The following is a 14,821-nucleotide window of genomic DNA, read 5'->3' as shown; positions in this document are numbered from 1 at the left end:
CTGTAAAAAGGAAAAAATGGTTCACCAATCAATCTTTTTGGCAGGCAAAAAATTATAATCAAGCACGTATAGCGTACTTGGCATATTCAGAATGGAATAAACTATCTTTGCGACATGGCGACACAAGAGAAAACACCAGTAGAAAACGCACAATTAAAAGATATTATCTCGCACGCGAAAGAGTATGGGTTTGTATTCCCATCGAGCGAGGTATACGATGGCCTGCAGGCCGTTTACGATTATGGTCAGATGGGAGTGGAGTTGAAGAACAACATCAAGACTCTGTGGTGGAAATGCATGACGCAGCTAAACCAGAATGTGGTAGGCCTGGATGCAGCTATCTTCATGCACCCACTTACCTGGAAGGCATCGGGCCACGTAGACAGCTTTAACGATCCGATGATCGATAACAAAGACTCTAAGAAACGCTACCGTGCCGATGTGTTGATAGAAGAGAAAGCTGCCCAGTATGAGAATGCCGGCGATGTGGAAAGAGCCAGGGCTTTAACGGCCGAAATGGGCAAGCTACTGGAAGTGGAAAACCTGGATGGCGTACGCGAATTAATTATCAGAGAAGACATAAAATGCCCTATTTCCGGCACTACTAACTGGACTGAAGTACGCCAGTTTAACCTGATGTTCTCCACACAGGTTGGTTCTGTGGCAGAGGAGTCGAGCACCATCTACCTGCGCCCCGAAACAGCTCAGGGCATTTTCGTGAACTTCTTGAATGTGCAGAAGACCGGCCGCATGAAAATACCTTTTGGTATTGCGCAAATCGGTAAAGCCTTCCGAAACGAAATCGTGGCACGCCAATTCATCTTCAGGATGCGTGAGTTTGAGCAAATGGAAATGCAGTTTTTTGTGCGCCCTGGCACCGAAATGGAATGGTACGAGCAGTGGAAAAACACCCGCAAAAAGTGGCACGAGGCTATCGGAATCCCATCTGATAAGCTACGTTTCCACGACCACGATAAGCTGGCGCATTACGCCAACGCCGCTGTGGATATCGAGTTCCAGTTCCCGTTCGGCTTCAAAGAGATTGAAGGTATACATTCCCGCACCGACTTTGACCTGAGCCAGCACCAGGAGCTGAGCAAAAAGAAAATGCAGTACTTCGACAACGACCTGAACGAAGACGGCAAACCTTTCGGCAACTACATACCTTATGTGATTGAGACATCAGCCGGAGCCGACCGACTTTTCCTGATGACGCTCTGCAACGCTTACCAGGAAGAAGAGATAACAGAAGGAGACGCCACTAAAACACGAACCTTCCTGAAACTGCACCCGGCCCTGGCACCCGTTAAAGCCGCCATTCTTCCGCTTACTAAAAAAGATGGCCTGCCAGAGAAAGCCACTGAGCTTTATAATGACTTGAAATACGACTTCAATTTGATTTATGAAGAGCGAGACAGCATAGGCAAGCGCTATACACGCCAGGACCTGATCGGTACCCCGTTCTGTATTGCGGTAGATCACCAGACGCTGGAAGATAACACCATCACCGTTCGCGACCGCGACTCCCGCGAGCAGGTGCGATTACCGATCAGCGAACTGAAAGCTTACATTGAAAAAGCCGTTAGCTTCAAAAGTATTTTCGAGACCCTCGAGAAGTAATACAGGCATAGCCGTAATAGATTAGAAAAAACAGAGCCCGTGGCAAATCGCCACGGGCTCTGTTTTTTTACTCGAAACATTCTCCATCAAGAGTAGTTAATTACCAACTACTGCTAAAGTCATTGAAGCAGTTTGTTCAGACATAAAACAACCTGTATGAATCTAAACCTTGAACAATATTTCCCGGAATACTTTCCTATTCAAGATCCTGTCCTAATATTTTCGCTTGTACTTTTCATCATCTTGTTAGCTCCCATTGTGCTGAACAAGTTTAAGATTCCAAGCATTATAGGAATGATTCTGGCAGGAGTAGCTATCGGTCCGAATGGGTTTAATATACTGCTGCGCGACCAGGGCATCGTGCTGTTCGGCACAGTAGGGCTGCTCTACATCATGTTCCTGGCGGGGCTTGAGATTGATATGAACGACTTTAAGAAGAACAGGAACAAAAGCATGATCTTTGGTTTCCTTACCTTCTCTATTCCCATGGTGCTGGAACTACCTCTGTTATCATACGGTCTTTTATAGCTCGTACAATACCGTTTGTTACGCTAAGGTCTACGCGGGTAAGTACATCTACATCGGTAGCAGTGGCAGCAGCATAGTGCTTTGCCTTTTGCATCAGTTTATCGCTTTCCAGCAGCTTTTCCTTGCTCTGCACATCATCCTTAATGACCATAAGCGGGTAAATAGGCTCTACTGATTTCGGATTTTTAACAAGCACTGCCAGATCTATTAGTTGCTCCATGGTATCGGCGTTGGCAATAGGTACCAGTATTCGTTCGGGTATCTCCGACTGGTCAGCTGTTTGCTCATTATCTATGATAGCCTGCTTTACCGCGGCCTTTTCTGTTACTACTGAGCTAATAATACAGGTAACCAGAATCATGAGGATGGTACCGTTTAGAACGTTCTCGTTTAGCAGGCCAATCCGGAAGCCAACCAGAACCGCAGCCAAGGTAGCGGCAGCCTGGGCATTGCTCAGGCCAAACATTAGCTGCCCCTCGGTTTTGGTGAACTTAAAAATTTTCTGACTCAGAAATGCCGCCGACCATTTGGCAACGGTGGCTACCACTATCATAGAACCTGCTACTATCAGTGCTTCTGGCCCCATAAACAGGACCCGCAGGTCTACCAGCATGCCTACTCCAATTAGGAAGAACGGAATAAATAAAGCATTCCCCACAAACTCGATCCGGTTCATAAGTGGTGAGGTGTGCGGAATGAGTGGGTTAAGCGACAGCCCCGCCAAAAAGGCACCGATAATGGGCTCTACTCCTGCTAACTCTGCTATAAAAGCGGCAAGAAATACCATTGCCAGCACAAAAATAAAGTGAGCTATGCCGTCGGTTTCATAGTTTTTAAAGAACCAGCGGGCAATGCGTGGAAATAGCCATAGTACAATGAATGAGAAAACAGCCAGTGATACTCCTAACCGTATCCAGAACTGGTTATTGAGCTCGCCGGAGTTGGCTCCTGTAATAACGGCCAGTACTAAGAGCGCGGCCGTATCGGTAATAATGGTACAGCCTACTGTTATGTTAACAGCCTTATTTTTTGTAATGCCCAGGCGGCTGGCAATGGGGTATGCCAACAGCGTGTGCGAAGCAAACATACTGGCCAATAGTATAGAGGAAATAACGCTAAAGCCTAACAGGTAATGTGAAACAGCTGTTCCCAGGGTGGAATGCCAAAATAACTACTAAACATAAAATCTTTGGTGGCGTATTGGACAACCTGCTCAAGCGCACGGGCGAGATGATACTGGTAGCAAAGTTTATGCAGCCACTTAGCACAACCAAAAGTATAAAAGTAATTGTACCACCAAGAGCAGAGTATGAGCCGGGTTTTGCGCACTGGGTAAATACTGTCCGTACCATTTCTAAACAAACCAGTGCTCCGCTTACCTTTTTTGCTACCAGTTTTACCAATAAGCGAATAGAGCGGGTTTTTGTTGATACTAAAGTTAGTGTATCGGCTAAGTACGAAATCTTTGAGGATTGGCAGGACTTCCTGATTCTGGGACGCTACATTCTGCCAGACGACCTGTTGCTGGTGGTGAGTGCCCGCGAAGGCAGTGTTTCCTACAACTCTTACCTGCCAAATATACCTAAGCAACTGTCCAGGTATTTTAAGGAAAATAATTTTGTAATCATTTACCCAGAGCAGCATGGTATACGGCTTGCACAGGATCCAAGAACCTCGGCTGTACCAGCTTACTAAGCTCGCTTCCATAGTCTAGTAAAGTCATGCATCGCCAGGTCCAGGCATAGTTTCTTGTGAATTATTCTAATTAAAATGCCCTTCCAGAGGCTATAAAGCATAATTGGACCCTATTATCCACAAGGGTGACCTCCCGGGCAAGTAACTCGTAGAATGGTATGTAGGAAGAAGAATGAAGGCAGTATCTGGTAAATAGTTTATCAGCTATATTGCGAGGCTCAGACGAGTAGCAGCAATTACAAAATTGCGTAACTTGTTGCTTGGACTCTAACAGCCTCTTTGGAAATTCGATGACCTTGAATCTAGAAAATTACTTTCCTGATTACTTTCCTATTAAAGATCCTGTATTGATCTTTTCGTTAGTGCTGTTTATTATTTTGCTGGCACCTGTCATTCTAAAACGGCTGCAAGTACCCAGCCTAATCGGAATGATTCTGGCAGGAGTGGCTATAGGGCCAAACGGCTTCAATATACTACTGCGCGACCAAGGCATTGTGCTGTTCGGCACAGTGGGGCTGCTGTACATCATGTTCCTGGCTGGCCTCGAAATCGATATGAATGATTTCAGGAAGAACAGGGGGAAAAGCCTAATATTTGGGAGTCTTACATTCTTTATCCCAATGATAGTGGGCACGCTGGTCTCTTTGTACGTGCTGCACTTTAATTGGCTCTCATCTGTGTTGCTGGCTAGTATGTTTGCTTCGCACACGCTCCTCACGTACCCTATTGTGAGCCGGCTGGGCATTACCAAAAACAGAGCGATTAACATTACCGTTGGTGGAACCATTATTACCGATACAGCGGCCCTTTTAGTGCTGGCAGTGATAGCAGGGGCAACGGCCGGAGAACTCAACACCCAATTCTGGGTCAGGCTCACTATTTCGCTCCTCATTTTCTCGGCTATTGTGTGGTTTCTCTTCCCTCGGTTTACCCGCTGGTTTTTCAAAAACTACGAAACTGATGGCGTGTCGCAGTATATTTTTGTGCTGGCAATGGTGTTTCTGGCAGCTTTCTTAGCCGAGATAGCGGGTGTAGAACCTATCATTGGGGCCTTCCTGGCGGGTCTGGCACTCAACAGGCTCATCCCGCATTCATCTCCGCTCATGAACCGCATCGAATTTGTAGGCAGTGCCCTTTTTATTCCGTTCTTTCTGATTGGCGTGGGCATGCTCGTAGATCTGCGGGTGTTGGTAAGAGGTCCGGAGGCACTGATAGTAGCGGGAGCCATGATAGCAGTAGCAGTTTCGGCAAAATGGCTGGCGGCATGGCTGAGTCAGAAAATCTTCCGCTTCTCCAGCACCGAAGGCATGCTGATGTTTGGCCTGAGCAATTCGCAGGCTGCTGCTACCCTGGCTGCCGTGCTGGTAGGTTTCCGGTTGGGGCTGCTCAACGAAAATGTGCTCAACGGTACTATTCTCATGATTCTGGTCACCTGCATCATCAGCTCCTTTGCCACTGAAAAAGCAGCCGTTAGGCAGGCTGTAATAGAAAGTAACCAAGCCCCCGACCTTTCCGAAATACCGGAGCGTATATTGGTGCCCATTGCCAATGCTCAAACCATGGAGCGCCTCATCGACTTTGCCGTGCTCATGAAAAACCCGAAATCAATCGAGCCTATTTACCCATTGGCGCTGATAAAAGACGATGAGCAAACCAAGGAGAATTTGCTGGAAAGTAACAAGCTCCTTAAAAAGGCCAAGAATTACGCCGCCGCCACCGACACCGAAGTAGCTGTACTTACCCGTGTGGATATCAGCATTACAAACGGTATTGTGCGCGCTATAAAAGACCTGATGATCACAGAGGTTGTGATTGGCTGGTCCGAAAAGGTATCCACAAAAGATCGTATTTTTGGAGGACTGCTAGATAAGCTCCTGCGCAAGACAGGGGAGATGGTGCTGGTCGCCAAATTCGTTCAGCCCATCAATACTATTAAAAGAATTAAGGTGCTGGTGCCGGACAAAGCCGAGTTCGAACCCGGCTTTGTGCACTGGATTAACACGTTACTCACCATCGCTCGCCAGCTGGGAACGCCCCTTGTTTTTTACGGCACAGAATTTACCAACAAGCGCATCTCCACTGTTTTTAAAGAAGTAAAGGCCAATGTAAATGTTAAATACATACTGTTCGAAGACCTGGAAGAGTTTCTGATATTAGGCCGGGAAATAGAGAAAGACGAATTGTTTATAGTGATCAGTGCCCGATCGGGCAGCGTTTCTTTTAACACCATGCTGCACAACATCCCCAAGCTTTTGTCGAAGCACTTCCTGCAAAACAGCTTTGTCATGATCTACCCGGAGCAGCACTCCGTAGATACTGCCACTGCCGATCCTATGGAAACTCCTGCAAATGTATTTTGATATTTGGAGTGGAGAAAACTAATAGTATGACATGTAGTTTAATTATTATGTTAAACTATATGTTGCATCTAAAATTTGTTTTGTGGGGGCAGAAGTAGGAGAAAGTTAAACCTGATGTATATAATTATTGGAAAAATAGCTCCAGGATGGAAAGTGAGTTAGATACGGCCAATTTATTTACGTTTGCTCTCTCCTAAATTATTCTAATTAAAAAGGCCTTCAGGAGGTATTACTATTCGCATAGCTCCAAGGGTGACTGGGAGTATGTTCATTTTATTAGATATATAAAATTATTAACTAATCCTCCTTTTAAAAGTTATATAAGCAAGTTGGGCAAATACTGTATTGTAGTGTTAGAAAAGGGGTACTATAAATACTCCAAATAAACAGGAGGCTATATTTAGATTTTTTATGCACAAACTGAAAAACAGGAGAAGCAGAGGCTTGTATCAAACTAATCCTAATTACATGAAATGCTGCAGTAGCCGTTTTAGCTTGCTATCCGTAAAAGCAAGTAATATTTATAAGTTAGAACTATGGCAGCATCAAAAGATAAAAACAACTTAAAAGATAATAACCCCTGTTGGAAAGGTTATGAGCCAGTAGGAATGAAGGAGAAAGACGGGAAAGAAGTACCAAACTGCGTACCCAATGAGAACTCCACCAAATCGTCTTCTAAAAAGAAGAGCTAGTACAATATAGAATAGGAAGAGAAGATGCAGCCTTGGCAGAAGCCGAGGCTGTTTTCTTTATAGCAACCCGTAAACAAAAGAGACGCTAAAGCAACTATAAATTAAATAGTTAAGTAGAAGGCCGTATCTAATTTACAACCAAAAAAGGAGGAACTGCTGAGGTAGTAAGCCGAATGGGTCTGCATGAGTAACTATGAAGTCTTGAATCATAATATTTGTGTCTTTTTACTTAGAAGCTTAATCTGTTGGGCATCCCCTTAGCTGAAATTTGCTCCAATTTCTCCGGAAGCCCGTTTTCATTAGAATAATTTCGCTTCCACTGGACAAAACTTACCGGAATGCTCTTAGATTCAACAGAACATAAAACAATCTTATTCGCTACCTTTGCCGAATTGTAGCGGATTATGTGGAATAGAATTGCACTATTTATAATTAAGAACAGGCTGCGGCTGATCATCCTTTTAGCCATTCTGACAGCCTTCATGGCCTACCACGCCAAAAACGTGGAAATGTCTTACGACTTTGCCAACGTGGTATCGCAGGACGACCCCGACATGGTGTACTTCCAGCGCTTTAAGCAGACCTTCGGCGAAGACGGTAACGTACTGGTAATTGGTATGCAGGACGACCGGATTTACCAGCTACAGAATTTCCGGGAACTGAAGGTGCTTTCGGACGAGCTCTTAACTGTGGAGGGAGTAAAGGCCGTTATCTCGCTGCCTAACCTCATCACCATTAAAAAAGACACAGCAGACCGCAAGTTTGTTGCCGACAGAATTTTTGAAGCCTTTCCTCAAACGCAGCCACAACTCGATGCACAACTGCAGCGTGTAAAAGAACAGCACTTCTACGATGGGCAGATCATCAACGACAAGACCGGCGCCACACTCTTAGCCGTTACCGTTGATCCCAAGTTTCTTAACTCGTCCCGCCGCGTGGAGGTAATGGATAACATTACCGAAAAGGCAGAAGCTTTCTCTAAGAATACAAGTATCAAGCTGCACTACGCCGGCCTTCCGTTTGTGCGTGCCGTGATGACGACGAAAGTGGCTGGCGAAATGAAGCTGTTCCTGGTGCTGGCACTCGTAGTTACAGCTGTCAGCCTTTTTCTCTTCTTCCGCTCTTTCTACGCCGTGCTCTTTCCAATCCTGGTCATTAGCACTGTTGTGATTTGGACACTTGGGTCCATTTCGCTGTTAGGTTACAAAATCTCGCTTCTCACAGGCCTTATTCCATCTATTATTGTAGTGATCGGAATACCCAACTCTACCTACATGTTGGCGCGCTACCATTTTGATTATCGCAAGCATGGTAACAAAATTCTGGCGCTGGCACGTGTTATCAGTAAGATCGGGGTGGTGACGCTGATCAACAATACCACCACCGCCATCGGCTTTATAGTGTTCATGTTTACACACATCGCCATTTTGTATGAGTTCGGTGTAGTGGCAGGCATCAATATCTTTGTCACCTTCCTCATCAGCATCATCCTGATTCCGGCTGTTTTCTCGTACCTGCCACCACCTACTGAGCGGCAGCTGCGCCACCTCGATGCTAAGCCGCTTCATAAGCTGCTCGAGTTCTTCGACTACGTTGTGCACCGCAAGCGCCACTTGGTTTACTTTTTTATGACCATTGTGCTGGCCTTGTCGTGTTGGGGAATTTATAAGGTAAAGACAGTGTCTTATATGGTGGACGATTTACCTGCAGAAAGCAGTGTGAATGCCGACCTTGCTTTTTTTGAGCAGCACTTTAACGGCGTAATGCCACTGGAGGTAATTATAGATACAGGCGTAAAACAAGGCGTTATGCGCCTGCCAAACCTGAAGAAGATTACCCAGCTGGAAGATTTCCTGCGGACACAGCCTATCCTGTCGGCTCCCATATCGGTAGCTGGCCTGGTGAAGACGGCAACGCAGGCCTTTTACGAAGGCGATCCGAATTCCTTTAGGTTGCCCGACAATACAGAGCGAAACTTTATCTTCAGTTACCTGGCTAAGCAAAGCGGAGAAGAGAACCAGCGCCTGATCCGGTCGTTTGTAGACAGCACCGGCCAAAGCGCCCGCATCTCCTTAAAAGTAGCAGATGTAGGTTCGCGCCAGCTCGACACGCTCATTTTAAGTAAGGTGAAGCCGGAGATACTGAAGATATGGGGAGGCGAGGACGTGCAGGTAAGCGAGGAAGGAAACACAACGACCTTCAGCCGCGAAGACAGCGACAACAAACAATCAGTGAGCTTAACAGGTACGACTCTACTCTTTATAAAAGGAAATGAGTACCTGATCAGCAACCTGAAAACAAGTTTGCTGCTAGCCTTTGCCTTAGTGTCTGTTACCATTGCGCTGTTGTTTAAGTCGGTGCGAGTGGTGTTGATATCCCTGATACCAAACCTTGTTCCCCTTGTTATAGCGGGCGGTTTAATGGGACTTTTCAACATACCGCTAAAGCCGAGTACGGCGTTGATATTTAGTATAGCCTTGGGTATTGCCGTAGACGATTCGGTACACTTTCTGGCAAAGTACCGGCACGAACTTATCAACAACGGCTTCCAGGTGAGCAGAGCCATTACGACTACAATTAACGAGGCAGGCACAAGTATGATCTATACTTCTATGATTCTGTTCTTTGGCTTTGTTATCTTTGCCTTTTCAGAGTTTGGAGGTACAAAAGCATTAGGTTTGCTGATGTCACTCACCTTGCTGATTGCAATGTTAACAAACCTGATTATATTGCCTACGTTGCTCATGAGTTTTGACAGCGGTAAGTACGTGCACGAGCCCGATGCCCTGATAGATGATTATGAGGAATATTACGAAGAGGCGGGTAGCGAAGAAGACGAAGAAAAAGACATAGACGAATTGCGCAAAGAGTTAGAACAAGAGAATCCTGATAATGGGAAAGTATAACGAATACAAAAATCTGAACTACGCCAAACTAGGCGAAGAAGTACTCGATTTCTGGAAGACGAACAGTATCTTCGAAAAATCAGTAGCGACACGCGAGGGTAACAAGCCATTCGTATTTTACGAGGGACCACCCTCAGCCAACGGTACTCCGGGTATCCACCACGTAATGGCCCGTGCCGTTAAAGATATTTTCTGCCGTTACAAAACTCTTAAAGGTTTTCAGGTAAACCGCAAAGGCGGCTGGGATACTCATGGTCTGCCGGTAGAGCTGCAGGTAGAGAAGGAGTTGGGCATCACCAAAGAAGACATCGGTAAGAAAATTACTGTTGAAGAATACAACCAGCGCTGCCGCGAAACGGTTATGCGCTTCAAAAACCAGTGGGACGACCTGACCGAGAAGATGGGTTATTGGGTAGACCTTGACAACCCGTACATCACTTTCGAGAGCGAGTATATCGAATCTTGCTGGGCACTGTTGAAGCGCCTTTACGACAAAGGCTATCTTTATAAAGGCTACACGATCCAGCCTTATTCACCAGGCGCAGGTACTGGTCTAAGCTCGCATGAGCTGAACCAGCCGGGCTGCTACAAAATGGTAAAAGATACCACCGTGGTAGCGCAGTTCGAGGTGAAGCGAATCACCCGCAACATGTTCCTGTTTGAGCAGGAGGAGGAAAGAGTATACTTCCTTGCCTGGACCACCACCCCCTGGACTCTGCCATCTAACACGGCTCTGGCAGTAGGCAAAGGCATCAGGTACGTGAAGGTAAGAACCTATAACCCTTACACGTTCGAGCCGATCTCTGTTATCCTGGCCAAAGACCTGGTAAGCCGTTTCTTCAATCCGAAAGCAGCAGACCTGGCCCTGACCGATTACAGCTCCGGCGACAAGCTGATACCTTTTAAAATAGTAGAGGAGTTTACAGGTGCTGACCTGGCCGGAACAGAGTTTCACCAGCTCATGCCATACGTGCAACCAGACAAGCCAGCTTTCAGAGTAGTAGTAGGCGATTTCGTAACGACAGAAGACGGTACGGGTATCGTACACATTGCGCCAACCTTTGGTGCAGACGACTTTAGAGTTGCCGCTCAGAACGATATACCGGCACTGCTGGTAACCGATGAGAACGGTAAACCGATGCCGCTGGTAGACAAGCAAGGCCGCTTCGTAAATGAAGTGACTGACTTTGCAGGCATGTACGTGAAAAACTACACTGGCGAAGACGAGACAGGTGCAGACTACAAACCAACCGATGTTAAGATAGCCATCAAGTTAAAAGAAGAGGGCAAAGCCTTTAAGGTTGAAAAATACGAGCACACCTACCCGCACTGCTGGCGTACCGATAAACCGGTGCTCTACTACCCGCTGGATAGCTGGTTCATCAAAACTACTGCCGTAAAAGATCGCCTAATCGAGCTGAATAAAACCATCAACTGGAAACCGGAATCTACCGGAACCGGTCGTTTTGGTAACTGGCTCGAGAATTTAGTGGACTGGAATCTTTCCCGTTCCCGCTACTGGGGCACACCACTACCAATCTGGCGCACCGAAGATGGTGATGAAGAGCTTTGTATCGGATCACTGGAGCAGCTTAGAGCCGAGATGGATAAAGCTGTGGAAGCTGGTGTGATGGAAGCCCCAATAGAGCTGACAGACCTGCACCGCCCGTATGTGGACAACATTGTGCTGGTGAGCAAGTCCGGAAAGGTAATGCACAGAGAGACAGATCTTATAGACGTTTGGTTCGACTCTGGTGCCATGCCTTATGCACAGTGGCATTACCCGCTTGAGAACAAGGAAGTGTTTGAGCAGAACTTCCCGGCCGATTACATAGCAGAAGGAGTGGACCAGACACGTGGCTGGTTCTTTACGCTGCACGCCTTGGCCGTGATGCTGGAAGACAGCGTGGCTTACAAAAATGTAATCGCTAACGGACTGGTACTCGACAAGAACGGCAACAAGATGAGCAAGCGCCTCGGCAACGCCATCGACCCGTTTGAGATGATCGGCAAATATGGTCCGGATGCCGTGCGCTGGTACATGATCGCCAATGCGCCACCTTGGGATAACCTGAAGTTTAACGCTGACGGGGTAGTAGAAACACAGCGCCGTTTCTTCGGCACGCTGCAGAACACCTACTCCTTCTTCGCCCTCTACGCCAACCTCGACAACTTTACGTATGCCGAGGCTGACGTGCCGCTGGAGAAAAGAACCGAGAGCGACCGCTGGGTTATATCAAAGCTGAACACGCTGGTGCAGGAGGTAGATATCTACCTGGCAGATTACGACCCAACGAAAGCAGCCCGTGCCATACAAGATTTTGTGGTAGACGACCTGAGCAACTGGTACGTGCGCCTGAACCGCAAGCGCTTCTGGAAAGGTGAGTACAACGAAGACAAAATAGCAGCTTACCAGACACTGTACACTTGCCTGGAAACCATCGCTAAACTGGCTTCGCCTATCGCACCGTTCTACACTGAGCAGCTGTTCCGCGACCTGAATAGCGTGAGTGGCCGCAACAACGTAGAGTCTGTGCATATCGCCGATTTCCCGGAGGTAGCAGCAGGTGCCGTAGACAAAGACCTGGAAGAGCGTATGCAGCTGGCCCAAACTGTTTCGTCGCTGGTGCACTCGCTGCGTAAAAAGCAGATGATAAAAGTGCGTCAGCCGCTACAGCGCATCCTGGTGCCGGTTCTGAACGACCACATCAAGCAGCAGATACAGGGCGTAGAAGACCTGATTATGAGCGAGGTAAACGTGAAAGCAGTGGAGTACATAGACGACACCTCCGGCATCCTCGTGAAAAAGATCAAACCGAACTTCAAAAAGCTTGGTCAGGTATTCGGACCGAAGATGAAACTGGTGGCTGCCGCTGTTCAACAAATGAACCAGCAGGACATTGCACAACTCGAACGCGAAGGAGGTTTTCAGGTAACGCTGAACAACGAAGAAACGGCTGTGCTGACACCAGAAGACGTAGAAATCTCCTCTGAAGACATACCAGGCTGGTTAGTGGCCAACGAAGGAAAACTGACTGTGGCCTTGGATATCACAATTACGGAAGAGCTGAAGCAGGAAGGGATTGCCCGCGACCTGGTGAACCGTATCCAGAACCTGCGCAAAGACTCTAACCTGGAGGTGCAGGACAAGATACATGTAACTGTGCAGCAGGGAGAACCAGATGTAAATGCCGCACTACAGAACTACAGCGACTATATTTGCGCTGAAACGCAGGCTTTGAGCCTCGATTTTGTAGATGATCTGGCAGATGGCACGCTTTTAGATATCGATGATTACCAGGTTTACCTGAAAATCCGTACCGAGTCTAGCGTTATACTTTAAATAGCAAAAGCAGCAGCGTGTACACCTCGCTGCTGCTTTTATTTTACTAATTTTAACAGCTATGCAACATCTGGCACTAGCTGTTTAACTGCTCTATATGAAATACTGGAAATATTACCTGGCCAGCTTACTAGTTATCATTGTCGATCAGGCTGTAAAACTGATCGTGCATTATAACATGGAAATGGGCATGCCGGGCGAAATCAGGCTGATCGGGGATTGGCTGAAGCTGCACTACACGCTCAACCCGGGCATGGCCTTTGGTGTGGAACTTGGTTCCGAGTACGGCAAACTCATCCTGACATTATTCCGCCTGGTGGCGATGTTTGGTATTGGCTATTACCTGTACTACCTCATTAATAACAAAGCGCCGAAAGGCTTGGTCTGGTGCATCGCACTTATTCTGGGTGGTGCCATCGGTAACCTCATCGACAGTACCTTTTATGGCGTCTGGTTCGATAATGCACCCTATGGCTCGTCTACTCCCTGGTTTCATGGGCAGGTAATTGATATGTTTTATGTAGATATATGGGAAGGCATCATTCCGCATTGGGTACCTATAATGGGTGGCAGACCCATGTCGTTGTGGCCTATCTTTAACGTAGCCGACTCTGCAATATTTGTTGGTGTTTTACTGATTTTATTTAACCAGAAGCGCTTTTTCGCAGAGCACGAAGAGCCAAAGCACAATGCCATTATAGTAGAGAAAGGGCAGCAGTAGGAGCTGTAGCAGTTAAAAATATTTAACAGAAAGGAGCTGTTCCACATGCGGAGCAGCTCCTTTTTAGTTTATCTTACAGACCTTGCAGCGTGCGCAGCTCCTGCCAGCGTCTTGTTTCCTATGTAGACAATAAATCTATAAAACTCCTCTCTTTTTTAATTCCTCACGCAGTTGCTCCGGCGACTGAAAATGAATAGAGTCGAGGCCAATTTTTTCGGCAGCATGGATATTGCGCAGGTTGTCATCTATAAAAATGGCTTCTTCTGGCTTCACCTGGTAACGGTCGAGCAGTGTTTGGTAAAACGAAGGAAATGGTTTGCGGTCCTTCTCATCGCCTGAAACCACAATGCCATCAAACCAGGTGAGAAACTCGAAACGTTCCTGGGCTATCGGAAATGTTTCAGACGACCAGTTGGTGAGAGCATAAAACTTAAATTTGTTCTGCGCCTTCAGCTCTTCAAAAATCTTTACCGTACCTTCTATGGCACCGCCCAGCATTTCTTCCCACCGGCCATAAAAGGCCCTGATGTACTCTTCATGCTCCGGGTACTGTGCCACCAGCAGGTCTGTTGCTTCCTGTAAAGTACGTCCGCCGTCCTGTTCCTCGTTCCAATCGGAGGTGCAGACATTCTCCAGGAAGTGCAGCATTTGAGCTTCTTCCTGAAAAACCTTACGGTACAGGTAATGCGGATTCCAATCGATAAGTACAGCACCGAGATCAAATATAATGGTGGTAGTAGTCATATGTTTAGTAAATTAATTGAATGCAATAAAGTTAAGACTGTTGTGGCTACAAACAAAAAGTACGTTAGTTGCAGGAGTAATATAGCCAGTTGAAATAAGCTGTTGCAGTGACCTCTAAACCACAGCTAAATTATTCCAATGAAAAGGGCCTTCCAAAAGCTTTTTTACTTAAAACATGCCAAGGGTGCATGACCTGTATTCCTGTAAATTTT

10 protein-coding genes are annotated in these 14,821 nt (G+C 46.7%); 8 read left to right on the top strand and 2 right to left on the bottom strand.

The genetic code is table 11. The annotated features are described in order from the left end of the window. Positions 1-114 precede the first annotated feature (114 nt). On the top strand, positions 115-1,620 hold the full coding sequence (locus tag ACMA1I_RS13445) for a glycine--tRNA ligase (RefSeq protein WP_337068890.1): 1,506 nt from the start codon (positions 115-117) through the stop codon (positions 1,618-1,620). Positions 1,621-1,776: 156 nt separating this feature from the next. After that, a complete protein-coding gene (locus tag ACMA1I_RS13440) occupies positions 1,777-2,148 on the top strand; it encodes a cation:proton antiporter (protein ID WP_337068889.1) in 372 nt (123 codons plus the stop codon). Here the strand turns inward: ACMA1I_RS13440 and ACMA1I_RS13435 are convergent. Then, positions 2,099-3,244 carry a cation:proton antiporter gene (locus tag ACMA1I_RS13435; RefSeq protein WP_337068888.1) on the bottom strand — a complete coding sequence of 382 codons (1,146 nt, stop codon included), beginning with the start codon at positions 3,242-3,244 and terminating at the stop codon, positions 2,099-2,101. The genes ACMA1I_RS13440 and ACMA1I_RS13435 overlap by 50 nt on opposite strands. Before the next feature lie 38 nt (positions 3,245-3,282). Between ACMA1I_RS13435 and ACMA1I_RS13430 the strand changes: the two genes are divergently transcribed. The 6 genes from ACMA1I_RS13430 to ACMA1I_RS13405 all read left to right on the top strand — a co-directional run bounded on the left by ACMA1I_RS13430 (position 3,283) and on the right by ACMA1I_RS13405 (position 13,865). Continuing rightward, entirely contained in the window at positions 3,283-3,843 is a 561-nt protein-coding gene (locus tag ACMA1I_RS13430; RefSeq protein ID WP_337068887.1) for a hypothetical protein, read from the top strand. Positions 3,844-4,190: 347 nt separating this feature from the next. Further along, positions 4,191-6,203, top strand: a complete 2,013-nt coding sequence (locus ACMA1I_RS13425) for a cation:proton antiporter (protein WP_337068886.1) — start codon at positions 4,191-4,193, stop codon at positions 6,201-6,203. Positions 6,204-6,739: 536 nt separating this feature from the next. Continuing rightward, on the top strand, positions 6,740-6,895 hold the full coding sequence (locus ACMA1I_RS13420; protein ID WP_337068885.1) for a hypothetical protein: 156 nt from the start codon (positions 6,740-6,742) through the stop codon (positions 6,893-6,895). 404 nt (positions 6,896-7,299) lie between these two features. Further along, positions 7,300-9,801 carry an efflux RND transporter permease subunit gene (locus ACMA1I_RS13415; protein ID WP_337068884.1) on the top strand — a complete coding sequence of 834 codons (2,502 nt, stop codon included), beginning with the start codon at positions 7,300-7,302 and terminating at the stop codon, positions 9,799-9,801. Then, positions 9,788-13,144: an isoleucine--tRNA ligase gene (ileS, locus tag ACMA1I_RS13410; RefSeq protein ID WP_337068883.1), complete on the top strand. Its 3,357-nt coding sequence runs from the start codon at positions 9,788-9,790 to the stop codon at positions 13,142-13,144. Before ACMA1I_RS13415 ends, ileS begins: the two co-directional genes overlap by 14 nt. Before the next feature lie 97 nt (positions 13,145-13,241). Further along, a complete protein-coding gene (locus tag ACMA1I_RS13405) occupies positions 13,242-13,865 on the top strand; it encodes a lipoprotein signal peptidase (protein WP_337068882.1) in 624 nt (207 codons plus the stop codon). 135 nt (positions 13,866-14,000) lie between these two features. Here ACMA1I_RS13405 and ACMA1I_RS13400 read toward each other — a convergent pair whose 3' ends face one another. Next, the gene (locus ACMA1I_RS13400; protein ID WP_337068881.1) at positions 14,001-14,609 is read right to left on the bottom strand and encodes an HAD family phosphatase; all 609 of its coding nucleotides are present in this window, start codon (positions 14,607-14,609) and stop codon (positions 14,001-14,003) included. Between the last annotated feature and the right edge of the window lie 212 nt (positions 14,610-14,821).

This window comes from Pontibacter sp. 13R65, from assembly GCF_047525655.1.
Classification (GTDB): domain Bacteria; phylum Bacteroidota; class Bacteroidia; order Cytophagales; family Hymenobacteraceae; genus Pontibacter.
This window is presented reverse-complemented; position numbering and strand designations above follow the sequence as displayed.